This window comes from Aquimarina megaterium XH134 (genome assembly GCF_000520975.1).
GTDB classification, from domain to species: domain Bacteria; phylum Bacteroidota; class Bacteroidia; order Flavobacteriales; family Flavobacteriaceae; genus Aquimarina; species Aquimarina megaterium.
Map to the genome: position 1 here is coordinate 118,270 of NZ_JACB01000006.1, position 26,788 is coordinate 145,057.

The following is a 26,788-nucleotide window of genomic DNA, read 5'->3' on the forward strand; positions in this document are numbered from 1 at the left end:
TTACCTCATTAATTTTGGAAACTACCAAACTATTTTTAGTTACATTTTTTGCATCACTAGTTGGAGTAATTCCTCCTGGATTGGTAAATATGACAGTAGCCAGAACTTGCCTAGAGAGAGGTAAAAATAACGGAATTTTAGTTGCAATTGGTGCATCAATAGTTGTAATATTTCAGGCATTAATAGCAATTCTTTTGGCCAAGTATATTTTCTTCAATCCATATGTTAGAAATATATTACTTCGTACAGGAGCAGTGATCTTTTTTTTCATGGCTATCTATTTTTTTGCAAAAGCAAAACAAAAAAGCACAAAAATAAAAGTATATCGAAATAATGACACCAGAAGCTTTTTTAAAGGTGTTATGATGTCTGCAATTAATGTATTACCCATACCCTATTTCTGTGCTATTGCCGCAGGAATGAGTGTTAGTGGAAAAATAGAATACGATACCCTGCGAATTACTGCTTTTATCATAGCGGCTGGAGCAGGAACCTTTGTAACCCTCTATTTTTATGTATTTTCTTTCCTTAAAATCGAAAAGAAAACTGCATCTATTGCCAAATACTCTAATTATTTTATGGGAATATTAATGTTGATTCTAGTAGTGATAACCTTAGCAAGAATTATATATACATGGGAGTAAAGAAAAATGATATAGATACCGGATCAGAATCTGACACAAATTTTTTTGAAAGAGTATATGAAGTTGCCAAACTTATTCCATACGGTAGAGTCACTTCTTATGGAGCTATCGCAAAATGTTTGGGTGCCGCACGTAGTGCTCGAATGGTAGGTTGGGCTATGAATGCCTGCGGAGGCCGTGAAGATGTTCCTGCCCACCGTGTTGTAAATAGAAAAGGAATTCTTACCGGAAAACATCATTTTCAAGGCACTAATCTAATGCAACAGTTACTAGAAAATGAAGGTGTTGAAGTTGTAGATAACCAAATTATAGATTTCGAAAAACTGTTTTGGGACCCTATGAAAGAGTTATAATCCTTCTAATCTCCTAATTTTTCAAAAATTTACAAATATTAGGATATAATCAATAGCGATACTGCTATAAATCATTTCAATTTATAGGCTTTATAATCTTAACTTTTCGACCTATCTTTGTACTTAGGATCAATCTGAATTGATCAAATTAGTTAGAAAAAGAAATAATACTCATGAAGTTAGAGAAATCGGATATCTTAAAAGCATTAGAGACTATCACTGTGGCTGGCGAAGGTAAGAACATGGTAGAAAGTGGTGCTGTAAAAAATGTAATTACTTTTGGTGACGAGGTCATTGTAGATTTAGTTTTGACCACCCCAGCATTACATATTCGTAAACGTGCAGAAGTAGATGTAATGAAAGTTATTCATGAGAAAGTATATGAGAAAGCAAAGGTTAAAGTTAACCTCAAAGTCGAAGCGCCTGCTGTTCAACCACAAAACAACGAGATTAAAGGAAAACCTATCCCGGGAATTACTAATATTATTGCAGTAGCTTCTGGTAAAGGAGGTGTAGGTAAATCTACAGTAACCTCTAATCTTGCTGCAACTTTGGCCAAAATGGGATTTAAAGTTGGTGTATTAGATGCAGATATCTACGGCCCTTCTGTTCCTATAATGTTTGATGTAGAACGCGAACGACCTCTTTCTGTAAAAGAGGATGGAAAATCTAAAATGAAGCCCATAGAAAATTATGGAGTTAAGATTTTATCTATTGGATTTTTTACCCAACCAGATCAGGCGGTAGTTTGGAGAGGGCCAATGGCAGCAAAAGCATTAAATCAAATGATTTTTGATGCCGCATGGGGAGAGCTCGATTTTATGTTAATCGATTTACCACCTGGTACAGGAGATATACATTTGTCTATTATGCAGTCACTGCCGATAACGGGAGCAGTAGTAGTTAGTACTCCTCAAAATGTAGCATTAGCAGATGCCAGAAAAGGAGTAGCTATGTTTCAACAAGACAGTATTAATGTACCTGTCCTCGGGATTATAGAAAATATGGCATATTTTACACCAGAAGAGCTTCCTAACAATAAATATTATATCTTTGGTAAAGAAGGAGCTAAATACCTTGCAGAGGATCTCGATGTTCCATTTTTGGGAGAGATTCCATTAGTGCAAAGTATACGTGAAGCTGGAGATGCAGGTAGACCTGCAGCATTACAGACAGCAACACCAATAGAAAAAGCCTTTGAAGAATTGACAAAAAATGTGGTTCAGGAAGTAGTGAACAGAAATGATAATCTACCTCCAACCGAAGCAATTAAAATAACAACAATGGCAGGCTGTTCTGCTGTAAAAAAATAGAAAATGACTTCTGAAGAATTAAAAATTAATGTAGAAAAGGCCCTAGATGAAATAAGGCCGTTTTTGGAGAGTGATGGAGGAAATATTTCTTTAATTTCTATTGAAGATGATAAGATCGTTAAGGTTCAATTAGAAGGCGCATGTGTAGGGTGCAGTGTAAATCAAATGACTCTTAAATCTGGAGTAGAAATGACGATTAAAAAATATGCTCCTCAAATCGAATCGGTACTTAATATAGAATAAGTATATTACTTAATAATACAAAAACCCTATGTTTAAGGAGTAAACTCCTTAAACATAGGGTTTTTTTAGTCCAAAAAACGGGTGTAAAACAGGTATTCTTAAAATGATTAAATGATAGATCATCCAACTGCCTAAAAATGTACCAAAAATTAATACTGAGAACTTAGGTAAAAATCCCCAATCCAGATTCATGACATAATACCCTATCGCAATCATAATCGTTTGATGTAGAATATAAAAAGGATACACTGCACGGTTACAGTATGCTAATTTTTTACTCTTCCTATTTAAGAATTTTGCTCCATACCCAAATAGTACCAAAATCCAGGACCATAAATTAATTACTTTAACCAATGCTTCAGAGAAATGTACGAATGTACTATCCTCTAATTGTAACCATATCCATATTTGTGTACTAAATGTAATAACCCCTATGGTTAGTGCTTTAGATTTTATTCGATCTATACTATTCCAGAATTCTTTTCCAGATGCAATGAGAACAAATCCAAAGAAAAATAAAATGAAGCTATTTATAAAATTGAACCAATCATCGATCAAGGCGTGAGTGACAGGAAAAAAAGGTTCTAAAAATGCTTCCGTTAAATATAATGGAATAATAAAAAGATATAATCCATATTTTTTTTGCACATTTTTCCTAACCCAAATAATTAGTTTGGTCGGATTTTTTTTGATCCAGATAAATACTGGTGAAAGCACTAATGAAAATATCAAAAGATAAGGTAAAAACCAGAGGTGGTGCCAACTAAAATTTCCTTCTGGATATATTCCAGCATATGCTATGGTAGTAAAATATTCTACTAGCGAACCAGAAAACTGATGGTTTGCCATACGTTCAAAATATACCTGTGGAGGGACAATAAATAACATCCCAAAGAGTAATGGAATTGCCAGTCTTTTAATACGTTCTAGATTGAATTGCCATAAATTTCGAGAAGAAAGCGCATAATAAGTCCCCATACCCGATATCACAAATAAAATAGGCAAACGCCACTGATTTAAAAAAAGCATAGGCCAGCGAAGCCAATCATAAATTATGTTGTTTTTAATATGAAAGCCCCAAGGCACAAAAAACATTCCTACATGATAAAAAATCAATAATCCAAATACAATAACTCGTAACCAGTCGAGATCATATCGACGAATTTGTTTCTCCATAATACTTATAAAATTTGTTTTGCCAAAAGTGAAGTATTTTGCTTATAACCAGGTATTAAAAAAAGAGTATTGCGTCTAGAATTATAATTTTAGACACTTTTTACTGGTGTTTAATCTTAAGAAACAGATTTTTGAAATTTCACAAATGCTTTTGGAGACATTTCTACATGTTTTTTAAAAGCGTTATAGAATGTGGCCTTTGATTTAAAACCAACAGAATTACCAATAGCTTCAATGGTGAGATGATCATAATTTTTATCTAATAACCTTTTTTTCGATTCTTCAATTCGATATTGATTTATAAAATCATTAAAATTCAGATTCGTATTTGCATTTATAATTTGAGAAATATAATTAGAATTGGCCCCTAAGCTTTTTGCCAAATCTTTTAATGAAGCTGTAGGCAACAAATAATATCCTTCGTCTTTGATATACGATTTTATTTCTTTTATAGAGTTTTGATCATTCTTAATTTTTGAAGTCTCATACTTGTCTGCTATCCACGAGTTTTCAAAGAATCTCGATTCTGAAAGTAGCACAAAAGTTGTAATTAAAATAAGTGAGGTAAGAAAGATAAAAATATAATGATCCCCTGCATCATCTTCAAAATTTAGAAATACTAAAAACACAAGGATAAATGTTGCCAAAAATCCAATAATCGTATTTCTAGAAAAATCATATTTATTAACTTTTATACTATTTGCATTTTTAGTTTTACTAGCATAAAAATGCCTTACTATAAGCCGTATAGATAGTATGATATAAATGATAAAACTGGATAAAACGAGCCATCTAAATTCATCTTTTATCCATAGGTAAGAATAATTGATATCATCCGGAACAGGGACTCTTTGCATTTCTGAAAAATATGCTCCTAAATATGCATTAACCTTTACAGAAACAGGCTGCATATAATATGTTATCTGAGACAAAAAATATACTGCAGATGGCAAAACATGAATCCAATACTTCTTAAAAGTAATTGAATCTCGTTCGAGAAGTGCATAAATAAACAAATATATTGATGGTCCCAAAAGCAATACCAGTGGCTCGGTACTATCATTTACATGGGGTACATATTTTAACAGCCCTGTATAGCATAAAAAAACATCAATTGCAATAATAGATTGCAGCAATAAAGACCACCCATATATTCTAAAGGCAGTATTTTTTGAGGTTCTAAAAAGAATTACCAAACTTAGTAGTATTCCTAAAAACACACCTAAAAACATAAAATATGATACCGGATTATGGCGTATCGGGATTTTATCAATTATGTATTGAATACTTTGCATCAAATAAGATCATCTATTCTGTAATAAACTCAGTAAGTTTTTGAGGCCCTTCTAAAGGGACTCTAATGATTTTTAATGTCCCGTCTTCTGTTGTCGAAATTTGCCACTTCATCAAGGTGATACTCCCATTTTCGATTTCTATTCCTGTAATAGATCTGGGATGAACACAACTCCCATCATTAAACAGTGCTAGTTCTCCTGCTTCCGGAAATCGAGGTCGATGAGTATGACCTATAATCGTTAACAAATTCTTGTTATTAGCAATCCATTTTTTGATTCTACGTTCTATTCGTATCGTTTCTTTGTAGTTTTTTGCAGGACTGGTTGGGTCTGCAATTCCTACTACCTGAAGTGGTTTCCATAAAACTCGCACAAGAAATCTATTTATTCTCCAGCCTATATAATTCATAAAATCTGCCTGGTGACCATGAATCAGGAAAACTTCCTGCCCTGTATTCTTATGTTTCAACACAATAGCTTCATTATATTTTATATCAGGAAACAAAGGAACTTCTTTATCCGTATCTGTTTTTTGATCAAAATAAGAACTAAGATGCTTTTTAACATATTTTGGATCCCGATATACCATATCATGATTACCCCAAATCAAATTTAATCTATAGTCTGCGTGAAATAATTGTAATAACTCGTATATATCTTTATGTGCTCTAAATATGGTTTCGAAACTTAAATTCTCCCACAGTTCATCTCCATCACCTAATTCACAATAGGTAAATCCTTCGGTATAATAATGTTTCAAAGCATGGAAATAAATATTGCGATTATTAGCAAACTCATCTGCAAAACTATTATCTCCCCGATGACAATCACTAAAAAAGATGAACTTAGACGTATCATCAAACGGAATTACTTTGGCATTTTTATAAGCACGATCCAAACGGGATTGAGAAGACATACACTACGTTTTTAGTAAATATACAATACTATATATTTTATTTGTGCTCGACTACCTAAAAAACATATAGTATTTTAATATCTGTTTGTATTTGATTCTCGTTGTTATCTTTATGAGAGCTTAATAGAACTATAAACTATTTTTCTATAAGTTGATCCAATTCTAGATAGTTTGTTTCGACATGTGCCGTTAGTTCATTAATTTGTAATCAAGAATAGTAGCTTTAAAATACTTCTGTTTCCCTTTTTTAAGATCCCAGATTGCAGTCATCGTATTCGGAATCAACAATCCATTATAATCTTCATATTCTCCTAATTCTCCAATAAAATCTTCCAATTCTGTATCTCGATATCTTTTGGTTTTAAAATGATCGATCATCCCATTTTGGTTAAATATAAAAAAGCCTTCAAGAGTATGATTCTCCTTTACGACAGTAGCCTTTATCGTTCTATAATCTATCGCCTCCCAGGAAATATCAGGGTTTAGAAAACCTATCGGAAACCAGATAAGTTCTCCCAAATACCGCCCCAATGAACTTTGATCTACTTTTTGACCCGAAAACAGAACTATATTTTTCAATCCCAATACACTCACTTTTACTTCACCTTTACCATTAGTATATTTATCTCTGATTAGCATAGGTAATGCTTTTGCTTTCCATATAAACCCAAAGTTGTTAGAAGACATGTATTGCGTAGCAAAAAATAGTAACCATTTTTTTTCTGGATTCGTTCTGATCTGTCCTTTTTGGGTGAAAATAGCATTGCAGTATTTTGATTTTTCTACAATTTTGACTTTGCTAAGGTAATTTTTCATTAGATCAGGAAAATCATCCAAGTCTTTCAGAGTAATTTTTGCATCTATTTCTCTATTTTTATCGAATAATAGTACTTTTTCTTTTTCTATAGAAGCATTAAACGATACTATCCCCACTATAGATATCACAGTTAACAGTATTAGTATACTTCCAATTATAATCAAAATCATTTATAATTGTTTTTTGCTAGTTGTAACCAGGTCTTAAGGTCTTCTCGGGTTCTATCGTACTTATTTTTTAATAGAATCAAAGAATTTGTAGAAAGTTGATAAGCAAGTTTTTTAGCATTATACTCTATTTTAGAACCTATCTGTTGACTCCACAGATTTTTCTGACGGCAATAATTTATAGAGTCATTAGTCATTTTAAGAGTTGCCGATTTAATTTCTTCTTCTTTATCTGCACAAGATATAAGAACAGTAGTAAAAAACATCCATAATACATGTTTAGACATATATACATATTTTTATCGAATTTCGTCGAAAAGACTGATTTTCGGAATGATATTTGTCATATTTAAAAAAGATGCTAGTCTTTATTTTAGCATAGAGATTAGATCAAAATACTAGCTCTAATGAAGCTCAGAAACTATGTGAATTTTATACTAATACAGAGTAGTATAGATCTAACAATTAAGAACCATAAAATATAAAAAAATGCAAATCAATATTCAATTTGTGCAAATGCCAACTAGTGAAACTATGGAAGGTTATGTACATGAAAAACTAAATAAATTATTCAAAAAATATGACTGGATAATTAAATCGGATGTGTTTTTTAAAAAAGAAAATGACCCAAAAGGAAAAGGTAAAATCTGTGATGTAGAGTTAAGTTTACCAGGACCAAAACTATATGCTACATCTAATGAGAAAAATTTTGAATTTGCTTTTAAAGAAACGCTTAGTGATCTGGAAAGACAACTCAAAAAACGAAAACAAGAAATGAAGCCATACATCTAGGCGCTACATTTCTGAAATGGGATCAAAATTTAACAGCCTAAAGTTCAAAAACTGATATTTATCATATTTTATGAATACTAATAGAGCTACTTTAGCTAATGGTTAACAAATGATTTCTTTAAATTTTTAGTTAAAAGAAATGGGTTTTGTTATAGAAATGTAACAAAGCCAGAGCAAAGAAATTAACTCTATTTCTAGGCAAATAGTCCGTAAATTATATTTAGCAATAAATTAAATTGAACATTAGGAACTAGTATACCAATTAATGAAATTAATTTCTTTGAAGAAAACAGGTAGGTGCATACTTACCTGTTTTTGTTTTATATGTACTTATCTTTAAAATTTATCGAAAAACAAATAAAACTTTTTCGATTATAACAAAAATAGGTAAGTGTCTGTTTTTTAATACAATTCAATTCTTCATTACAAGACAACCATAATTCTATTATGCTAAACACTTGATTTACAGACAAAAAAATAAATTTTCAAATCGATTCAAATACAATATCAAGTGTCTATTGATCGTTAATTTCTACAATATAAACACAAATTCAACTTAAATTTTACATTATGAAAACTAGTAAATTGTTAAGCCTGTCGGTTCTTACATTATCTGTATTACTATTTACCAATTGCCAAACAGAAGATGAATCTGTAACTACAGAAATTAATCAGGAATCTTCTAAATCAGAAGCTTCTGCAGAAGTTTATCCATTAACAGGAAATGAAAAAAAAGTTACCAAAATGTTTTTTGGTGAGGAAACAGAATTTAACGAAGTAGATAATAATCTTATCCTTGGTGATATGATATTATCTCCCGAACAGGTAGAAGAAACTAACATTTTAGAAAAAGGAGTGATCCGAAGAAATAGGCATTGGCCTAAATCAGGAAGCTATTACTACATTCCTTATACTGTTGATAGTAATCTACCAAACAAAGGTCGTGTAACTAGCGCGATTAATCACTGGGAAAGTAAAACCAAAATACGATTCGTAAAAAGAACAAACCAAAGAGCTTATATTCGTTTTAGATCAGGATCAGGATGTTCTTCTTCTGTTGGAAGAACGGGGGGTAGACAAAATATCACCTTAGCTTCTGGTTGTTCTACTGGAAACACTATTCATGAAATTGGACATGCAATTGGTATGTATCATGAGCAACAACACCCTAAGCGTGATAACTATGTTACTGTTAATTTTAACAATATCCAAAGTGGTAAAGCTTCTAATTTTAATAAAAGATCTTCTTCTTCAGTGAGAACCTCAACGTTTGATATTGGATCTATCATGATGTATGGTTCTTATTTTTTTAGTAAAAACGGAAAGCCTACAATCGTAAGAAAAAACGGAAGTACTTTTAATGTACAACGTAGAGCATTAAGTAGTAGAGACCTAAGTGTTATAAAACGATACTATAAGTAAAAAGAATAATCATTAATTAGAAAAGGAGGAGAATATTAAATATTCCTCTCCTTTTTTTAATATTCTATTTTTAAACCAATTTGATGTAGTATCCTTAAATAGATTCTACTCACATTTTATACCACCCTGATCACAAAATAGTTTTTCTTACCACGTTGTAATAAAACAAACTGATCGTTGATCAAGTCATTATTAGATATCGAATAACTATCGCTAACCTTTTCTTTATTTACCGAGATAGAATTTTCTTTCAGTGCTCTTCTGGCTTCGCCATTCGATTTAAGAAATCCTGTGTGTTCTGCCAGGGCACCAATCATATCAATACCATTAGCGATCATATCTTTTGCAATCTCGGCTTGTGGCACTCCATCAAAAACATCTAAAAAAGTAGCTTCATCCAAACCTTTTAGATCTTCAGATGTAGATTTTCCGAAGAGAATTGCAGATGCTTTAATAGCGTTATCAAGATCTTCCTGGGAATGCACAATAACAGTAACCTCATCGGCTAGTTTCTTTTGTAAAATTCGCTGATGCGGAGCTTCTTTATGAGCAGCCACCAAGGTTTTTATTTCCTCTTCGGTTAAAAACGTAAAAATCTTAATGTATTTTTCGGCATCTTCATCACTGGTATTTAACCAGTATTGGTAAAATTTATATGGTGATGTTCGCTTTGCATCCAACCATACATTTCCGCCTTCAGACTTACCAAATTTAGACCCGTCAGACTTCGTAATTAACGGGCAGGTTAAGGCATATCCTTTTCCGCCAGCTATTCTTCTGATCAGTTCGGTTCCTGTAGTAATATTACCCCACTGATCACTTCCTCCCATTTGCAAAGTACATGTATGTGCTCTATACAAATGTAAAAAGTCATATCCTTGCACCAGTTGGTATGTAAATTCTGTAAATGACATCCCTTCTGAAGATTCTGACGAAATTCGATTCTTAACAGAATCCTTGGCCATCATATAATTTACTGTTATATGCTTACCTACATCTCTAATAAACTCTAGAAATGAGAACTCTTTCATCCAATCGTAGTTATTGACCAATACAGCTGCATTGGGAACATTACTTTCAAAATCCAAAAATCTGCTGAGTTGTGATTTTATAGCCTCCTGGTTATGGCGAAGCGTTTTTTCATCCAGTAGATTACGCTCTGCCGATTTCCCCGAAGGATCACCGATCATACCTGTAGCACCACCAACCAATGCAAAAGGCTTATGCCCTGCTCTCTGGTAATGTGCCAGCAACATGATAGGAACCAGGTTACCGATATGCAATGAATCTGCTGTAGGATCAAACCCTACATAGGCAGATCTCATTTGCTCCATTAGGTATTCTTCGGTACCAGGCATGGCATCGTGCAACATTCCTCTCCAACGTAATTCTTCTATAAAATTTGTAGTCATTGTACTATAATTCAATTAAGAGCGACAAAGATAAAAATATGGATAATATCCAGCTATGAATATGATAGAAATTGGATGGTATTGATTTATCATCTTCACCAATTGTAAAACATCTTTTACACTAAAATATTCCTTCCTCTTTTCTCTTAAAAAATTCTTGGCTATAATTTAATTACACGTTTCTGACTTTTCACTGAAAACAGGGGGAATGCAGTCTACAAATAATAATAATTTTCATTTCTATTAATTAAAAATCAATTTATATCATGAAAAAACAAGCAAGTAATTCAAAAAAATTGAATCTTAAAAAATTAGAAATCACAAAATTAAATGGTCTACATACTATTTATGGAGGAGCACCAACTCTAGGAAAAAGTGATAATCAAACACCAACCACTACAGAAGAACCTGATCTTGCAACATGTAGATGTACTGATTACTGCGATTAAGAATATAAAAGACCTCAATAAATTTTTTAAATATTGGGGTCTTTATTATTTAACCAAAAAATGTGCATTATTTGTTTACTTTAGTATCGTAGAATAATATACTATGATATTAGTTACAGGAGCAACAGGTTTAGTAGGAACACATCTACTGATTAGACTCATTCAGGAAAAACAACAAGTGCGTGCCTTATACAGAACCGAGGCCAAAAAAGAACATGCCAGAAAAGTGTTCTCCTCTTATTTCACAAGTGAGGAAAAACATTTGTTCGACACTATAGAATGGGTAAATACTGATATTAACAATATTCCTGTTCTAACTCAAGCTTTTGAAGGAATTACTCACGTATATCATTGCGCTGCCAAAATTAGCTTTAATCCATCTCACTATAAAAAATTAAGAAAAGCCAATATCCATGGTACTGCAAATATTGTAAACCTTTGTTTACTCAAAAAGGTAACTAAGCTCTGCTATGTAAGTTCAATTGCAACACTTGGAGAAAATTTATCCAGTTCTCATATTGATGAAAAAGCAGAATGGAATCCCGAAACTCCTAACTCTGTGTATTCAATTACCAAATATGGTGCAGAAATGGAAGTCTGGAGAGGAATACATGAAGGGCTTACCGCAGTAATTGTAAACCCTGGTATCATTATCGGTCCAGGTTTTTTTGATAATGGTAGTGGATATCTCTTTAAAAGAATTTATAAAGGAATGAAATATTATACTACCGGAACCACCGGTTATGTAGCTATAGGAGATGTTATCGATATTATGTATAAACTTACTACAGGTCCCTATAGCAATCAACGGTATATTCTGGTTGGTGAGAATTTAAGTTACAAAAGTGCTTTTGGCATGATTGCCCAGGCACTGCACAAACCATTACCTAAAAAGAGAATTTCTCCCTTTTTGATGAAAATTGCCTATTATGCGCAACGCGTTAGTCATATTTTGTTTAGAACAAACAGATCCATATTTAGATCATCTATACGAAGTGCATTTTCTACAAAATACTATGAAAACGACAAAATAAAAAAAGAGCTTATTTACAGTTTTACTCCGATTGAAATAAGCATAAAAGAAACTGCTACTGTTTTTTTGAAGGAGGAGGGGTATTAGTCCTTTTTTTCTTAGCTTCTTCTATCTTGCCTTCGATTACATCTTCTGTAATAACAGGCAAATCTTTAAGATTAACTGTATCCTTACTTTTTGCAATAGAATCTTCAATTTTTTTAATAGAATCTTCTTCCTTTTTCAGCTTCTCGTATTTTGCTGTTTCTTTATCCAGATTAGCCTTTACACGAATAAAAATCGCTTCATATTTTTCTATCTGACCAGAATACCAGGCATTATTCTTGGCAAAAATAACACTATCTACACCATGTTTTTTCAGAATAAAATCTTCAGGATTAATACTTTTTTCCTCAAAGATTTTTCTGTTAGAGCTTTTTGCTGCTCTTACAAAAGCAATATCAGTTAGAATTTCGACCATACGGTCTTCTTCTATAAATGATTCTGGTTTAGGACTTTTATCTATACTCTGACAAGAAATAATAGTCAGAAAAGCTACAGTATATATTATATTTCTAATCATCTGTCAAAAGTTAGTCGTTGTGCGTGTCGCACATCATAGAATTTAAAGTTCTTATATACCAAACTTCCATTAACAAAAGTATGCGTAATCCTTGATCTAAAGGTTGTTCCTTCAAAAGGCGACCATCCACATTTATATGAAATATTATCTTTATTTACTGTCCAGGGAGCATTTATATCGACCAATACAGCATCTGCATAATACCCTTCTTTTATAAAACCTCTTTTCTCGATCTGAAACAATATCGCCGGATTATGACACATTTTTTCAACGATCTTTTCTAAGCTTATTTTATCCTGGTGGTAAAATTCTAACATAGCAGGAAGTGCATGCTGCACCAATGGACCTCCAGATGGTGCTTTGGTATACACATTATCTTTTTCCTCTTTAGTATGTGGAGCATGATCTGTAGCAATTACATCTATTTTATCCTTTAGCAATGCTTTAAACAGAGCATCTCTGTCTTTTGCTGTTTTTACAGCAGGATTCCATTTAATCAATGTCCCTTTTTCTTCATAATCTGTATCAGAAAACCACAAGTGGTGAATACAAACTTCGGCTGTTATTTTCTTTTCCTTAAGCGGAATTTTATTGGTAAACAATTCTAATTCCTTTGCTGTCGAAAGATGAAAAACATGTAATCGCGCTCCCGTTTTTTTAGCCAGTGCTATTGCTTGTGATGAAGATAAATAACATGCTTCTTCACTCCTTATAATAGGATGAAATTTTACAGGAATATCATCACCATACTCTGCCTTATATTTTGCAGTATTATTCTTAATCGTTTCTTCATCTTCACAATGCACCGCGATTAACAAGTCTGTAGATGAGAATATTTTTTCTAATACTTCTGGATTATCGACCAGCATATTCCCTGTAGATGATCCCAGAAACAGTTTAAGAGCTGCCACTTTTTTAGGATCTACTTTTAGAATTTCTTCTAAGTTATCGTTTGTACCTCCAAACATAAAAGAATAATTCGCGTAGCTTGTTTTTGCAGCGATTTCAAACTTTTCTTCGAGTTTTTCTATTGTTGTCGTTTGCGGTACAGTATTAGGCATTTCTATAAAAGAAGTAATACCACCGGCTATAGCAGCCCTAGACTCAGTTTCTATAGTTGCTTTATGTGTTAATCCAGGTTCTCTAAAATGCACCTGATCATCAATAACCCCAGGTAATAAGTATTTACCTTCGGCATCAAAAATGTGCACATCTGGTGATTTTGCACTTATCTGCGGTGCAATTTCTTTAAAAATACCATTTTCTATATATACATCTCCATTAAAAATCTGCCCTTCATTCACGATGTTAGCATTTTTAATAAGCACATTATCCATAATCATATTTCGTAGCGATTAAATAAGCTGTTAAATTTCATTTTTATAACACCAAAAACAGCTTCAGAAATGATTCCTTTGCTCATTTTTGATGTTCCCCTGGTTCTATCGGTAAAGATTACAGGGATTTCTTTTATTTTAAATTTTAATAAATACGCCTTAAACTTCATCTCTATTTGAAAGGCATATCCCACAAATCGAATTTTTTTAAGGTTTATTTTTTCTAATACCTCTCTTTTATAACAGACAAATCCTGCGGTTGTGTCATGAATATCCATTCCTGTTATAAATCGAACATATTTTGAAGCTCCCCAGGATAATAAAACCCTACTCATTGGCCAGTTCACTACATTTACCCCGGTCACATATCTAGACCCAATAGCAACCTGAGAAGATCCTTTGGCACAAGCATTATACAACCGTATAAGATCATTAGGATTATGAGAGAAATCTGCATCCATTTCAAAAATATACTCGTAAGATCGTTCTAGCGCCCATTCGAAACCAGTAATATATGCTGTACCTAAACCTAATTTCCCTGCTCGTTCTATTAAGAAAAGAGATTCTGGGTGTTCTAACTGTAACTCCTTTATCTTATCTGCAGTTCCATCTTGAGAATTATCATCTACAATAAGAATATGGAAATCACGCTGAAGCGAAAGCACATTTTTAATGATACGCTCCACATTTTCAATTTCATTATAGGTAGGGATTATAACTAAGGCATCCACCATCTAGGCTATTTTTCAGGCAAATATAACTAAATAATTACTAGTTATTTTCTTGTTTTTATGAGTTAATTGATCGTAATTTTGGTCCAAGAACAGAATATGGAATTTATTTTACGAGAAATAACATCAACAAATTGGCTTACTATAATAATCACAGTATGCCTGATGCTACTAGCTACAGCCAAAGGAGTGAATATGCTTCGCTTTACTGATTTCATGATGCTTTTTAGTAACAGTAAATATATTATATCCTATCAAAAGTTAAATAAGCTTTCTTCTTTATTTAATGCGATCTTACTATTGTTTCAGGTTGTTTCGGCATCCTTGTTTCTATATTTATGCTTTGGTGTATTCGAGTGGCAAGTGGTACCCAATCAAATTACATTGTATTTTAAGATTGCAATCATATATACCGTTATCGTTATTTGTAAATTACTTATAGAAAAAATAGTTGCAACTATTTTTTCTATTGATTCTATTATTGATGAATATTTATTCTACAAAGTGTCATATCGTAATTTTATGGGAGTCATATTGTTACCTATTAATATTATATTTATTTATGCTTTACAACCCTCTAAAATTGTATTCATAATACTCCTAATTTTACTAATTATTCTCAATACAATCATGCTTGTTTCTTTTTATAAGAAAAACGAAAATATTATTTTGAACCACTTATTTTATTTTATTTTGTATCTTTGCGCACTTGAAATCGCACCCTATTTTATACTGTATAAGCTTATTAGTTAATTAGTAGGATCTTTACAAAAAAGAAAGAAAATATATGAAAGTGAAGACAATTTTGGTTTCACAGCCGGAACCTAAAGTGGAAAATTCACCTTATTTTGATTTAGAAGAAAAGGAAAAAGTAAAAATTGACTTTATCCCCTTCATTCATGTAGAGGGAGTTGACTCAAAAGAAGTAAGGTTACAAAAAGTAGATTTATCATTATATACTGCTATTATCCTTACTAGCCGTAACTCTGTTGATCATTTCTTTAGAATAGCAGACGAAATGCGTTATAAAGTACCTGACACACTTAAGTATTTTTGTCAAAGTGAAGCTGTAGCATATTATTTACAGAAGTATGTTGTATATCGAAAAAGAAAGATATATGTTGGAAAGCGTACGTTTCAGGAACTATCTCCTTTGATCAAGAAATATAAAAACGAGAAGTTTTTATTACCTTCTTCAGATAAGTTAAAGCCACTAATTCCTGAAACATTGGATAGTCTAAAAGTAGAATGGAAGCAAGCTGTTTTTTACAGAACTGTGGTAAGTGACCTTTCTGACTTAAGAGATGTATTTTATGATATTTTGGTCTTTTTTAGTCCATCTGGAATACAATCTTTATTTGAGAATTTTCCTGATTTCAAACAAAACGACACCAGAATTGCTGTGTTTGGAAACTCAACAGTTAAAGCAGCCGAAGAGCACAACCTAATTGTTAACATTCAGGCACCGACTCCAGAGACACCATCAATGACAATGGCGCTTCAAAAATATATTAAAGAAGTAAATAAGAAATAGATAGTTTTATTTATTTTCAATGTATAAAAAAAGGGATCGAATATCGATCCCTTTTTTAGTATTGCAGTGAAAAATCTTATTCAAATTGTTTAAAATTCTTTTTGAAAGAATTTACTAGTTCTTCAGCTTTAGCATCATAAGCTTCTTTATCTGCCCATGTATTTCTTGGATTCAGAATATCTGAAGGTACATCAGGACAGCTTTCTGGCATACTAAGATCAAAATGTTTATCAGTAACATAGGTTACATCATTAAGTTTACCTTCTAAAGCTGCATTGATCATTGCCCGGGTATATTTTAATTTCATTCGGCTCCCTGTACCGTATGCTCCACCGGTCCATCCCGTATTTACCAACCAGACATTAGCTCCTGTTTTTTCGATCTTATCCATTAACATATCTCCATATTCTTTAGGATGTAGCGGCATAAAAGGTGCTCCAAAACAAGCAGAAAAACTTGGTAACGGCTCATTAACTCCTGCTTCGGTTCCTGCGACCTTAGCTGTATATCCACTAATAAAATGATAAGAAGCTTGCTCTTTGGTTAACTTAGAGATAGGAGGTAATACCCCAAAAGCATCTGCAGTAAGGAAAAAGATATTGGTTACCGTTTTACCTCTGCTAGGCACCTTGATATTTTCTATATGATCAATCGGATAGCTTACTCTTGTATTTTGAGTAATACTAGAGTTTGTATAATCTACAACTCCGCTATCATCTATAATTATATTTTCTAATAATGCTCCTTTTTTAATAGCATTATAAATTTCTGGTTCTTTTTCTGAAGAAAGGTCTATTACTTTAGCATAGCATCCTCCTTCAAAATTAAATACTGTATCTTCTTCTGTCCAGGCATGTTCATCATCTCCTATTAATTTTCTCTTAGGATCTGTAGACAAAGTAGTTTTACCAGTTCCTGATAATCCAAAAAACAGAGCAGTTTTACCATCTTCTCCTTCATTAGCAGAGCAATGCATAGGTAAACAATTACGTTCTACAGGGAGAATAAAATTTAAAGCAGAGAAGATCCCTTTCTTGATCTCACCTGTATATCCTGTTCCTCCTATTAAAGCTATTTTTTTAGAAAAATTAAGGATCGCAAAATTATGCTGTCGTGTACCATCTACTTTTGGATCTGCCATAAATCCGGGCGCATTAACGATCAACCAATCGGGATCAAAAGACTCTAATTCTTTTTTTTCTGGCCTTAAAAACATGTTATATGCAAACATATTAGACCATGGATATTCATTAAGTACCCGAATATTTAATTTATATTCTGGGTCGGCGCATGCATAGCTATCACGCACAAATACTTCTTTTCCTGAAAGGTAATTCGTTACTTTATCATACAATGCATCAAATGCATCTTGATCAAAAGGAATATTAATATCCCCCCACCAGACTTTATCTTGTGTGATATGATCTTTAACAATAAAACGATCCATAGGGGATCGTCCAGTAAATTCGCCTGTATTAATTGTTAATGCACCTGATTTGGTTATTTTCCCTTGACCTTTTCGCACTACTTCTTCTTGAAGATTTTCAGAAGGTAATTGGTAGCGCATTGTAGCATTTTCAATACCGTAATTCTTTAACGAAAACGTTTTCGTAGTTGGATACAGTGGTTCCATATATAATATGTTGTGTTTGTTATGTACGTGCAAAATTATAAATAATAATTACACCAACCGACAAAAAAATCACTTAATCTTTACCAATGAAATTACGAAAAAAACCCATCCAAGTATCAGCAGGAGGCCTCCCAAAGGAGTAATAAAACCAATGCTTGACAGAGAAATCCCTAAAACTTCATCGATCACCAAAAGGTATATTGACCCAGAAAAAAGGGTTATTCCCCCCATAAAAAAGTAAAAAATACGCTTTCTGGTAACCTCTTGTAAAACAGACATATTCCCCAAAATAATACAAACGATAGCATGATACATTTGATATCGCACTCCGGTAGTAAAAGAATTAATACTTTCTGGATCTACCAATTTCTCTAATCCATGAGCTCCAAAGGCTCCTAATAATACCGCAAGTAATGCCATCACCGCACCGGTAATCAAAATTGTTTTGTTTGCTGATAATTTATTCATAATTGACTATAACAAGTATTAAATTTTAAACTTTAGACAAAAATTCTTCAAAAATATAATTAATACGCAGTTATAGAGAACCTAATCTTTGCGGTATTTATTACATTCGTATCAAAGTTATCAAAATATCAGAAGGTATGCGAAAGATCTTAGTTATTGGTGCAGGTAAATCTACTGCAGTTCTCATTAAATATTTTCAGGATAAATCTAGTTCAGAAAATTTATATATCACTATTGGTGATATTTCTATTGAAAATGCAAAAAAGCTAGCCAGCGATCATCCCAATACAGAAGCAGTACTTTTGGATGTTTTTGATCAGGATTCACGAGAAAAAGCTATTCAAAATGCAGATATTATAGTATCAATGCTTCCTGCACGGTTTCATATCGAAGTAGCCAAAGATTGCTTAAAGTATGGTAAATGCATGGTTACTGCATCATATGTTAGCCCAGAAATGCAGGAACTCGATGCAAAAGTTCGTGAAAAAGGACTCATCTTTATGAATGAGATTGGTGTAGATCCTGGTATTGATCATATGAGTGCAATGCAGGTCATTGACAGGATTAGAAATCAAGGCGGTAAAATAATTTTATTCGAGTCTTTTACAGGTGGCCTGGTTGCTCCCGAGAGTGACACCAACTTATGGAATTATAAATTTACCTGGAATCCTCGTAATGTGGTTATTGCCGGACAAGGTGGTGCCGCAGAGTTTCTACAGGAAGGAACATATAAATATATCCCTTATCATAAATTATTTAGAAGAACTGAGTTTTTAGAAGTCGAAGATTATGGTCGTTTTGAAGCCTATGCAAATCGAAATTCTTTAAAATACCAAAGCATTTATGGATTAGATGACATCTTAACTCTATATAGAGGAACCATAAGAAGAGTAGGGTTTTCTAGAGCATGGAATACTTTTGTACAGCTAGGAATGACTGCAGATGATTATACCCTTGCAAATTCGAAAGACATGAGTTATCGTGATTTCACAAATAGTTTTCTTGCCTATTCTCCTTCAGATTCGGTAGAATTGAAACTTCGTCACTACCTTAAGATTGATCAAGATGATATTATGTGGGATAAACTTCTGGAACTTGATCTTTTTAACCAAGATAAAAAAGTAGGTATCCCTAATGCTACTCCAGCACAGATTCTTCAGAAAATATTGATGGACAAATGGACGTTGGATGAAGGAGATAAGGATATGATCGTGATGTACCATAAGTTTGGTTATGAGATTAATGGCAAACACAAACAGGTAGATGCTACTATGGTAAGCATTGGCAAAGATCAAACATACACAGCAATGGCAAGAACTGTAGGTTTGCCAGTCGCAATGGCTACATTACGAATTCTGAACAAGCAAATCACTACCCCGGGAGTACAGATTCCTATTCAAGAAGAGGTATACACTCCTATTCTCAAAGAACTTGAAGAGTACGGTATTGTATTTAAGGAAAGAGAATGCGATTATCTTGGCTATAACCCAGATGGCGTAAAAGGATAGATAAATTAAAAAATTAGTGCTTTTTAATTCAATTTAAAATCTATTGAATAGCTAATTGGTTTAATTTTTTAATAATTTCTATTTTTATATTTCAATTACAAACCATTAATTGTATTTTTAGTTAATAATTGTAATTTCACGACTTATGAAAGGTCAAAACCATACCTTAAAAATTGATGGTATCGATAAAGAGATTTTACGTAATCTCATGGAAGATGCCCGAAGACCAATTCTTGAAATCGCCAGAAAAGTAGGAATATCAGGAGCTGCAATCCATCAAAGACTTCGTAAGTTAGAAGCTTCGGGGCTTATTGCCGGATCAAAGTTTATTATCGATCCCAAAGTACTAGGATATAAAACAATGGCTTTTGTAGGTGTGTATCTAGACAAAGCCGTAAGTAACCCAAAAGCTGTAAAACAATTACGAGACATCCCAGAAGTAATCGAATGTCATTACACTACAGGAAATTGGTCTATTTTTATTAAAATATTATGTAGAGATAATGAACATTTAATGATTGTATTAAATAAAAATATTCAAGCTATTGAAGGTGTATCCCGTACAGAGACTTTTATATCATTAGATCAGCAAATTGATCGACAGATTAAGATATAGCAAGCATAATAAGAAATATACTCAGCTATACATCCTAATCTAAATATCCCAAAAAATATAATCAAAACTCTTTTAATCCCTTCTACCCATAAAGATAGAAATAAAATACAGCAAGGTTGCCAAAGAACCTAAAGCAGCAACTACATAAGTACGTGCAGCCCATTTTAATGCATCTTTAGCGCCTGCATGTTCTTGTGTAGTAAGCATATTATTATTTTCTAACCACGCTAATGCTCTATTACTAGCATCGTATTCTACAGGAAGTGTAATAAATGCGAATAATGTGGTTACTCCAAATAGTATTATCCCAATTAGAAAAATGGTATTTCCAAAGATCATTCCTGATGCTGAGAGAACAAGCCCTCCCATAATCACAAAATTAGAGAGTTTACTTGCGATTCCTACAGCAGGTACAATCTTCGATCTCATTGTTAACCAACTATACGATGTGGCATGTTGTACAGCATGCCCACATTCATGAGCAGCAACTGCCGCTGCCGCTGCATTACGTTGATTATACACTCCCTCACTTAAGTTTACTGTCTTATTTAATGGATTATAGTGATCTGTAAGCATTCCGGCCGTAGAAACTACTTGCACATCACGAATTCCGTTATCCTGTAGCATTTTTGTGGCAATTTCTGCACCGCTCATGCCATTTTGTAAGCTGATATTAGAATACTTTTTGAATTTACTTTTAAGTTTATTGCTCACATAGGTACTCACCAAAAATATGACTCCCGCAATAATATAATACCCCATCATAACTATTCACTTTTTTTATTGTAATTAAATTTGGAATATAAAATACAAAAACCTCGCCATAATAACGAGGTTTTTGATTAAATAAACTTGAGTTAGCCAATAAATCGAGTTTAATTCAAATATGCATTTACATCTTTTAAAGGAAGATTAAACGCTTCTGATATCGCAGGATACACGACATCACCGTTAATCACATTGAGTCCTTTTTTAAGTGGTAGATTTTCGTTACAAGCTTTTTTCCAGCCTTTATTTGCCAATTGTACTGCATATGGCAAAGTGACATTAGTTAATGCCAAAGTTGACGTATATGGTACTGCTCCTGGCATATTTGCAACAGAATAGTGCACTACATCATCAATAATATATACCGGATCCTGGTGAGTTGTTGGTTTTGTTGTTTCAAAACAACCTCCCTGATCTACTGCTACATCTACAACCACAGTTCCTGGTCTCATTTCTTTAAGCATATCGCGAGTAATTAATTTTGGTGCTTTGGCACCTGGTATTAACACTCCTCCGATAATTAAATCAGAATCTTTTATATGTTTACGAATATTATATTCATTAGAAAATTCTGTCTTTACATTTGCTGCCATTACATCATCTAAGTAACGTAATCTCTTCATACTAATATCCAAAATCGTTACATCGGCTCCCATTCCTGCAGCCATTTTAGCAGCTTGAGTCCCTACTACACCTCCACCAAGTACTAATACTTTTGCTGGTGGAACACCAGGAACACCACCAAGAAGAACTCCTCTTCCTTTTAATGGTTTTTCTAAAAACTTAGCTCCTTGCTGGATAGACATACGTCCTGCTACTTCACTCATCGGAGTTAATAGTGGTAAGCTACGATCAGGATCTTCGACTGTTTCATACGAAACGCAAACCGAACCACTTGCAATCATTGCATTCGTTAATTCTTCTCCTGAGGCAAAATGAAAATACGTAAATACTAACTGATCCTTTTTGATCAATTTATATTCTGGTTCAATAGGTTCCTTGACCTTAATAATCATTTCAGCAGTACTATATACCTCTTCTATAGTAGGCAAAATTTTAGCACCTGCTTTGATATATTCTTCATCTTCAAAACCACTTTGAAGACCAGCATTTTGCTGTATGAAAACAGTATGACCATGTCTAACAAGCTCCATAGTCCCGGCAGGCGTTACGCCTACTCTGTTCTCGTTATTTTTGATTTCTTTGGGAACACCAATTACCATATCTTTAATTTTTGTGCCGAAAATATATGTTTTTCGCAAAATACACAATTAAAAAACTCCAAAAAATACAATCTTAACAATTTTGAAGAATCATTGATTTTTCCTAAAAAAATTAGATTTTCAATAGTTTATTTTATTTTTATTGAAATTTTTATAGTAAAAATCAAAAATCACTTACAGATCAATATTTCCTGCTTTTGTATTGTTGTTCATTTTTTTGAATAAAAAACAATTAAAACAATAAATTAACATCAAATAACAGTGAAATCATCACATAAAGTGAGGTTGACAATTACACTTTAGTCCTTAAACATTTCAAGGAACCAACACACTTACAATCAAACTTCTAACCAACTACATTCACAATTTTACCAGGTACCACGATTACCTTTTTAGGCGCTCGACCGGCAAGTTGTTCTTGTGTTTTTTCATGAGCCATTACCGCTGCTTCAATTTCATCTTTGCTTAGATCTAATGATAACTCCATGGTAAAACGCATTTTACCATTAAACGAAATAGGATATTGTTTGGTACTTTCTACCAGGTGTTTCTCTTCAAATACAGGAAATGCAGCTGTCGATATAGATTCATTACGTCCTAACTTTTGCCATAATTCTTCAGCAATATGCGGTGCATAAGGAGAAATTAACACGATTAGAGGTTCTAGAACTGCTCTAGAAGTACATTTCTGAGCTGTTAATTCATTTACTGCAATCATAAAAGTACTTACCGAAGTGTTAAACGAGAAGTTCTCGATATCTTCTTCTACCTTTTTGATGGTTTTATGCAATGTTTTTAAATTCTCTTTGGTAGGTTCGGTATCGGTTACACCAAACGCCTCCCCATCATGATATAATTTCCATAATTTTTTAAGGAAAGAATGTACTCCGGTAATTCCTGCGGTATTCCACGGTTTTGCTTGTTCTAATGGCCCCAGGAACATCTCGTATAATCGTAAACTATCTGCTCCATACCGCTCGCAAATACCATCTGGATTAACAACATTAAACCATCGTTTTGACATTTTTTCTACTTCTCTACCAACGATGTATTTTCCGTCTTCAAGTTCAAAATCAGCATTATTAAACTGTGGTTGCCATTTTCTTAAAGCATCCACATTTAGTTCGTCCGAATTATTAATCAGACTTACATCCACACGAAGTTCTTCTGTTTCATATTGATCCTTTAACCCTTTAGAAACATACGTATTAGAACCACTAATTCTATATACTATTGCACTCGTTCCCAAAATCATTCCCTGATTGATTAGTTTTTTAAACGGCTCATCAACGGTAATGTATGCTCTGTCTTTTAAGAATTTGGTCCAGAAACGAGAATATAATAAGTGACCCGTTGCATGTTCGTTTCCTCCTATATACAAATCCACATTTTGCCAGTATTGCATTGCTTCCGCGGAAGCGAACTCTGTATCATTACCAGCATCCATATATCGAAACGGGTACCACGAGCTTCCTGCCCAACCGGGCATGGTATTTAATTCTAAAGGATGAATATTAACGTTATCAATGTCCTCATTTTTTGCCAACTCGCCCTTGAGGGCGTCCCATGCCCAAATATCGGCACGACCTAATGGTGGCTCACCTGTTTCTGTAGGCAAGTACTTTTCTACTTCGGGTAATGCCAACGGTAAATGTGCAACATCAATCATCTGTGGCATCCCGTCTACATAATACACCGGAAACGGTTCTCCCCAATATCGTTGACGACTAAATACGGCATCGCGTAATCTATAATTGGTTTTCCCCTGCCCCTGACCTAGTTTTTCTAGCTCATAAATAGCAGTTTTGGTTGCTTTCTTATAGTTTAATCCATTAAGGAAATCAGAATTGGCTATGATGGTTTTTTCTTTATCGGCAAAAGCTTCTTCAGAGATATCTACCCCTTCAAAAATATTAGTGATAGGGATATTAAAATGCTTTGCAAAATCATAATCTCTCTGGTCTCCACATGGTACCGCCATTACAGCACCGGTACCATATCCTGCCAATACATAATCTCCGATCCAGATGGGTACAGGTTCTTTGGTAAATGGGTGCTCTGCATATGCTCCTGTAAATACTCCACTAATGGTTTTTACATCTGCCATACGCTCACGTTCGCTACGTTTGGCCGTTGCTTCGATATAGGCTTCTATAGCTGCTTTCTGCTCAGGAGTTGTTATTTTGGCAACTAATTCATGTTCTGGAGCTAATGTCATAAATGTAGCACCAAAAATAGTATCAGGACGTGTGGTAAATACTTCGATGATCTCATCGTGTTCTTTAACCTTAAAAGTTACACTGGCACCAACAGATTTTCCGATCCAGTTGCGTTGTGATTCTTTAAGAGAATCTGTCCAATCGATAGTTTCTAATCCTTGCAACAATCGTTCTGCGTAGGCCGAGATTCGCATACTCCACTGCGTCATCTTTTTACGAATTACAGGATATCCTCCTCGCTCAGAAACTCCGTTTACGATTTCATCATTTGCCAGTACGGTTCCTAATTGCGGGCACCAGTTTACTTCGGTTTCTGCCAAGTAGGTTAACCTGTATTTTAATAATACTTTTTGTTTTTCTTTTGAAGAAAAATTATTCCAGTCTGCAGCGGTAAATTCTGTTATATCTTCATCACAAACTGCATTTACTTTTGTGTTTCCTTCTGAGGCAAAGATAGTTTCAAGATCATCAATCGTTCTTGCTTTATTTGCATCATTATCATACCACGAATTAAAAAGTTCTATAAAGATCCATTGTGTCCATTTATAAAAATTAGGATCACTGGTCTTTACTTCGCGACTCCAATCAAAAGAAAATCCAATTTTATCTAATTGCTCACGATAACGAGCTATATTTTCTTTGGTAGTTATTGCGGGATGCTGCCCTGTCTGGATCGCATACTGCTCGGCCGGTAATCCAAAAGAATCATATCCTTGCGGATGTAATACATTAAATCCTTTATGGCGTTTATATCTTGCGTAGATATCACTGGCAATATATCCTAGCGGATGCCCAACGTGTAATCCCGCACCCGATGGATATGGGAACATATCCAATACATAATATTTAGGTTTATCACTGTTGTTTTCTGCTTTAAAAGTGCCTTTTTCTGCCCAATATTTTTGCCACCTGGCTTCAATAGTATTAAAATCGTAGCTCATTACGTTTATTTCTGTATTACCATTTTTATGAGAAGTGCAAAAATATGGTATATACTAATATTATTGTGTCTAATTTGAAGAAATGTAATAATATTAGAGGTCTTTTATTTATTTTTTAAAGTTCTGGCTTTAGTCTCCATAGGTAATAAGCAACTATATATAAACGTATTTGCAGGTGTTGAAATATCTAATTTCGCTCCTTGTTTTACAATAAAGCCATTAAAATTATCTAATTCTGAAGGTCTGCCCTCCATAATATCACGTTGCATAGAAGCAGTAGAATCATAGGGTTGTTTACCGATAAAAGTCAGAATCCGAGATACGATATCTTCAGGTAATGAAACCCCTTTAGCAATACCTACTTTATAAATTTCGGTAGCTGTCTGTTCTAAAACACGATAGGTTTCTGGGTTTTCATATACCTCTCCGATTGTAGCACGAGTAAGTGCACCAATACCACTAACGGTAGTAATAAACATAAATTTGCTCCAGATATCTACTTCAATATCTTTAGAAATTGCATTGTTAAATCCTGCTTTGTCAAATACTTCTTTTACTACCTCAAGGCGATCTGTTTCACTTTTGTCTAATTCGCCAAAAACAACTTCGGGTTGATGACCAAAATGAGAAATGACACCAGGGCTTTCTATCTTACTATAGATTTTACATAATCCTCCCAATACATGTTTTGCAGCTACTACAGAGCATACTTTTTCTGCATTATCGGCTCCATTTTGTAATGGAATAACAATAGTATCTTCTTTTAAAATAGGATGAATTGATTTTGCTGCTTCGGCTACCTGCCATGATTTGGTACAGATTAGTACTATATCTGCTTTTTCTACAGTATCAATCTGATCTGTTGCATAAAATGGGTGAGTTACAAAATCCCCATTAATACTTTTAACCTGCAATCCTTTATTTTTAATAGCTTCGAGATGTTTTCCTCTGGCTACCAAAGTTATTTTTTGACCAGAATTAGCAATTTTTCCTCCAAAATACCCTCCAACTCCACCAACTCCAATGATGACTATATGCATATTATAATACTATTTTAATGATCTCAAAAACATAAACTCAAATCTAATGAATTCTTTATTTTCCTAACCTTAGTTCACCGCTAAAGTTTAAAACAATAAAAAAGAGAGTGTTAGTACAAACACTCTCTTTTTATATGGCAGTTTATTCTAGACATCTATTAAATGCCTTTATAAAC

General features: G+C 33.4%; 27 protein-coding genes. 12 read left to right on the forward strand and 15 right to left on the reverse strand.

Features of this window, described 5'->3' with window-relative positions; translation table 11 throughout:
* Nucleotides 1–14: 14 nt before the first annotated feature.
* From Z053_RS0107350 to Z053_RS0107365, 4 genes are all read left to right on the forward strand, one after another.
* Nucleotides 15–644, forward strand: a complete 630-nt coding sequence (locus Z053_RS0107350; protein ID WP_025664399.1) for a LysE family translocator — start codon at nucleotides 15–17, stop codon at nucleotides 642–644.
* The gene (locus Z053_RS0107355) at nucleotides 635–997 is read left to right on the forward strand and encodes an MGMT family protein (RefSeq protein ID WP_025664400.1); all 363 of its coding nucleotides are present in this window, start codon (nucleotides 635–637) and stop codon (nucleotides 995–997) included. Before Z053_RS0107350 ends, Z053_RS0107355 begins: the two co-directional genes overlap by 10 nt.
* A 173-nt stretch (nucleotides 998–1,170) precedes the next feature.
* Nucleotides 1,171–2,310 (forward strand): Mrp/NBP35 family ATP-binding protein, encoded by a 1,140-nt coding sequence (locus Z053_RS0107360; protein ID WP_025664401.1) that lies wholly within the window; start codon nucleotides 1,171–1,173, stop codon nucleotides 2,308–2,310.
* A 3-nt stretch (nucleotides 2,311–2,313) separates the two neighbouring features.
* Nucleotides 2,314–2,553 (forward strand): NifU family protein, encoded by a 240-nt coding sequence (locus Z053_RS0107365; RefSeq protein ID WP_025664402.1) that lies wholly within the window; start codon nucleotides 2,314–2,316, stop codon nucleotides 2,551–2,553.
* A gap of 48 nt (nucleotides 2,554–2,601) precedes the next feature.
* Here Z053_RS0107365 and Z053_RS0107370 read toward each other — a convergent pair whose 3' ends face one another.
* From Z053_RS0107370 to Z053_RS0107390, 5 genes are all read right to left on the reverse strand, one after another.
* On the reverse strand, nucleotides 2,602–3,729 hold the full coding sequence (locus Z053_RS0107370; protein ID WP_206539206.1) for an acyltransferase family protein: 1,128 nt from the start codon (nucleotides 3,727–3,729) through the stop codon (nucleotides 2,602–2,604).
* Between the two features lie 116 nt (nucleotides 3,730–3,845).
* Nucleotides 3,846–5,024: a helix-turn-helix domain-containing protein gene (locus tag Z053_RS0107375; protein WP_025664404.1), complete on the reverse strand. Its 1,179-nt coding sequence runs from the start codon at nucleotides 5,022–5,024 to the stop codon at nucleotides 3,846–3,848.
* A 13-nt stretch (nucleotides 5,025–5,037) separates the two neighbouring features.
* The gene (locus Z053_RS0107380; RefSeq protein WP_025664405.1) at nucleotides 5,038–5,940 is read right to left on the reverse strand and encodes a metallophosphoesterase family protein; all 903 of its coding nucleotides are present in this window, start codon (nucleotides 5,938–5,940) and stop codon (nucleotides 5,038–5,040) included.
* 189 nt (nucleotides 5,941–6,129) lie between these two features.
* Complete coding sequence (locus Z053_RS0107385; RefSeq protein ID WP_025664406.1) at nucleotides 6,130–6,927, reverse strand: DUF6544 family protein; 798 nt, start codon at nucleotides 6,925–6,927, stop codon at nucleotides 6,130–6,132.
* The gene (locus Z053_RS0107390) at nucleotides 6,924–7,211 is read right to left on the reverse strand and encodes a hypothetical protein (protein WP_025664407.1); all 288 of its coding nucleotides are present in this window, start codon (nucleotides 7,209–7,211) and stop codon (nucleotides 6,924–6,926) included. The genes Z053_RS0107385 and Z053_RS0107390 overlap by 4 nt, the downstream gene beginning before the upstream one ends.
* Nucleotides 7,212–7,413: 202 nt before the next feature.
* Here Z053_RS0107390 and hpf point away from each other — a divergent pair, with 202 nt between their 5' ends.
* Nucleotides 7,414–7,716, forward strand: a complete 303-nt coding sequence (gene hpf / locus Z053_RS0107395) for a ribosome hibernation-promoting factor, HPF/YfiA family (protein WP_024768211.1) — start codon at nucleotides 7,414–7,416, stop codon at nucleotides 7,714–7,716.
* Nucleotides 7,717–8,286: 570 nt separating this feature from the next.
* The gene (locus Z053_RS0107400) at nucleotides 8,287–9,138 is read left to right on the forward strand and encodes a M12 family metallopeptidase (protein WP_025664408.1); all 852 of its coding nucleotides are present in this window, start codon (nucleotides 8,287–8,289) and stop codon (nucleotides 9,136–9,138) included.
* 116 nt (nucleotides 9,139–9,254) lie between these two features.
* Here Z053_RS0107400 and tyrS read toward each other — a convergent pair whose 3' ends face one another.
* Nucleotides 9,255–10,550 carry a tyrosine--tRNA ligase gene (gene tyrS, locus Z053_RS0107405; RefSeq protein WP_025664409.1) on the reverse strand — a complete coding sequence of 432 codons (1,296 nt, stop codon included), beginning with the start codon at nucleotides 10,548–10,550 and terminating at the stop codon, nucleotides 9,255–9,257.
* A 266-nt stretch (nucleotides 10,551–10,816) separates the two neighbouring features.
* Here tyrS and Z053_RS0107410 point away from each other — a divergent pair, with 266 nt between their 5' ends.
* Together Z053_RS0107410 and Z053_RS0107415 are read left to right on the forward strand one after the other, a co-directional pair.
* Nucleotides 10,817–10,999: a hypothetical protein gene (locus Z053_RS0107410; protein WP_025664410.1), complete on the forward strand. Its 183-nt coding sequence runs from the start codon at nucleotides 10,817–10,819 to the stop codon at nucleotides 10,997–10,999.
* Between the two features lie 103 nt (nucleotides 11,000–11,102).
* A complete protein-coding gene (locus Z053_RS0107415; protein ID WP_025664411.1) occupies nucleotides 11,103–12,119 on the forward strand; it encodes an NAD-dependent epimerase/dehydratase family protein in 1,017 nt (338 codons plus the stop codon).
* Here Z053_RS0107415 and Z053_RS0107420 read toward each other — a convergent pair.
* Genes Z053_RS0107420 through Z053_RS0107430 form a run of 3 tightly spaced genes read right to left on the reverse strand, consistent with a single transcriptional unit; the run spans nucleotide 12,088 to nucleotide 14,665 of the window.
* A complete protein-coding gene (locus Z053_RS0107420) occupies nucleotides 12,088–12,594 on the reverse strand; it encodes a DUF4296 domain-containing protein (protein ID WP_025664412.1) in 507 nt (168 codons plus the stop codon). The genes Z053_RS0107415 and Z053_RS0107420 overlap by 32 nt on opposite strands.
* Nucleotides 12,591–13,931, reverse strand: a complete 1,341-nt coding sequence (locus tag Z053_RS0107425; protein WP_025664413.1) for a dihydroorotase — start codon at nucleotides 13,929–13,931, stop codon at nucleotides 12,591–12,593. Before Z053_RS0107425 ends, Z053_RS0107420 begins: the two co-directional genes overlap by 4 nt.
* Nucleotides 13,932–13,933: 2 nt before the next feature.
* On the reverse strand, nucleotides 13,934–14,665 hold the full coding sequence (locus Z053_RS0107430; RefSeq protein ID WP_025664414.1) for a polyprenol monophosphomannose synthase: 732 nt from the start codon (nucleotides 14,663–14,665) through the stop codon (nucleotides 13,934–13,936).
* A 96-nt stretch (nucleotides 14,666–14,761) separates the two neighbouring features.
* On the opposite strand from Z053_RS0107430, the gene Z053_RS0107435 reads away from it, so the two are divergent.
* Together Z053_RS0107435 and Z053_RS0107440 are read left to right on the forward strand one after the other, a co-directional pair.
* Entirely contained in the window at nucleotides 14,762–15,415 is a 654-nt protein-coding gene (locus tag Z053_RS0107435) for a DUF4271 domain-containing protein (protein ID WP_035095428.1), read from the forward strand.
* 34 nt (nucleotides 15,416–15,449) lie between these two features.
* A complete protein-coding gene (locus Z053_RS0107440) occupies nucleotides 15,450–16,196 on the forward strand; it encodes a uroporphyrinogen-III synthase (RefSeq protein ID WP_025664416.1) in 747 nt (248 codons plus the stop codon).
* Between the two features lie 76 nt (nucleotides 16,197–16,272).
* On the opposite strand, the gene pckA is transcribed toward Z053_RS0107440, so the two are convergent.
* Nucleotides 16,273–17,829: a phosphoenolpyruvate carboxykinase (ATP) gene (pckA, locus tag Z053_RS28070; RefSeq protein ID WP_035095506.1), complete on the reverse strand. Its 1,557-nt coding sequence runs from the start codon at nucleotides 17,827–17,829 to the stop codon at nucleotides 16,273–16,275.
* Nucleotides 17,830–17,898: 69 nt separating this feature from the next.
* Complete coding sequence (locus tag Z053_RS0107450) at nucleotides 17,899–18,297, reverse strand: DUF423 domain-containing protein (protein WP_025664417.1); 399 nt, start codon at nucleotides 18,295–18,297, stop codon at nucleotides 17,899–17,901.
* Nucleotides 18,298–18,434: 137 nt separating this feature from the next.
* On the opposite strand from Z053_RS0107450, the gene Z053_RS0107455 reads away from it, so the two are divergent.
* Together Z053_RS0107455 and Z053_RS0107460 are read left to right on the forward strand one after the other, a co-directional pair.
* Nucleotides 18,435–19,805: a saccharopine dehydrogenase family protein gene (locus Z053_RS0107455; RefSeq protein ID WP_025664418.1), complete on the forward strand. Its 1,371-nt coding sequence runs from the start codon at nucleotides 18,435–18,437 to the stop codon at nucleotides 19,803–19,805.
* A 145-nt stretch (nucleotides 19,806–19,950) separates the two neighbouring features.
* A complete protein-coding gene (locus Z053_RS0107460; RefSeq protein ID WP_025664419.1) occupies nucleotides 19,951–20,421 on the forward strand; it encodes an Lrp/AsnC ligand binding domain-containing protein in 471 nt (156 codons plus the stop codon).
* A 72-nt stretch (nucleotides 20,422–20,493) separates the two neighbouring features.
* Here Z053_RS0107460 and Z053_RS0107465 read toward each other — a convergent pair whose 3' ends face one another.
* The 4 genes from Z053_RS0107465 to Z053_RS0107480 form a co-directional block, all read right to left on the reverse strand.
* Complete coding sequence (locus Z053_RS0107465) at nucleotides 20,494–21,186, reverse strand: zinc metallopeptidase (RefSeq protein WP_025664420.1); 693 nt, start codon at nucleotides 21,184–21,186, stop codon at nucleotides 20,494–20,496.
* Nucleotides 21,187–21,296: 110 nt separating this feature from the next.
* On the reverse strand, nucleotides 21,297–22,412 hold the full coding sequence (gene ald / locus Z053_RS0107470; RefSeq protein ID WP_025664421.1) for an alanine dehydrogenase: 1,116 nt from the start codon (nucleotides 22,410–22,412) through the stop codon (nucleotides 21,297–21,299).
* Between the two features lie 346 nt (nucleotides 22,413–22,758).
* On the reverse strand, nucleotides 22,759–25,572 hold the full coding sequence (gene leuS, locus Z053_RS0107475; RefSeq protein WP_025664422.1) for a leucine--tRNA ligase: 2,814 nt from the start codon (nucleotides 25,570–25,572) through the stop codon (nucleotides 22,759–22,761).
* Nucleotides 25,573–25,676: 104 nt separating this feature from the next.
* Entirely contained in the window at nucleotides 25,677–26,612 is a 936-nt protein-coding gene (locus Z053_RS0107480; RefSeq protein WP_025664423.1) for a 2-dehydropantoate 2-reductase, read from the reverse strand.
* Nucleotides 26,613–26,788: the final 176 nt, after the last annotated feature.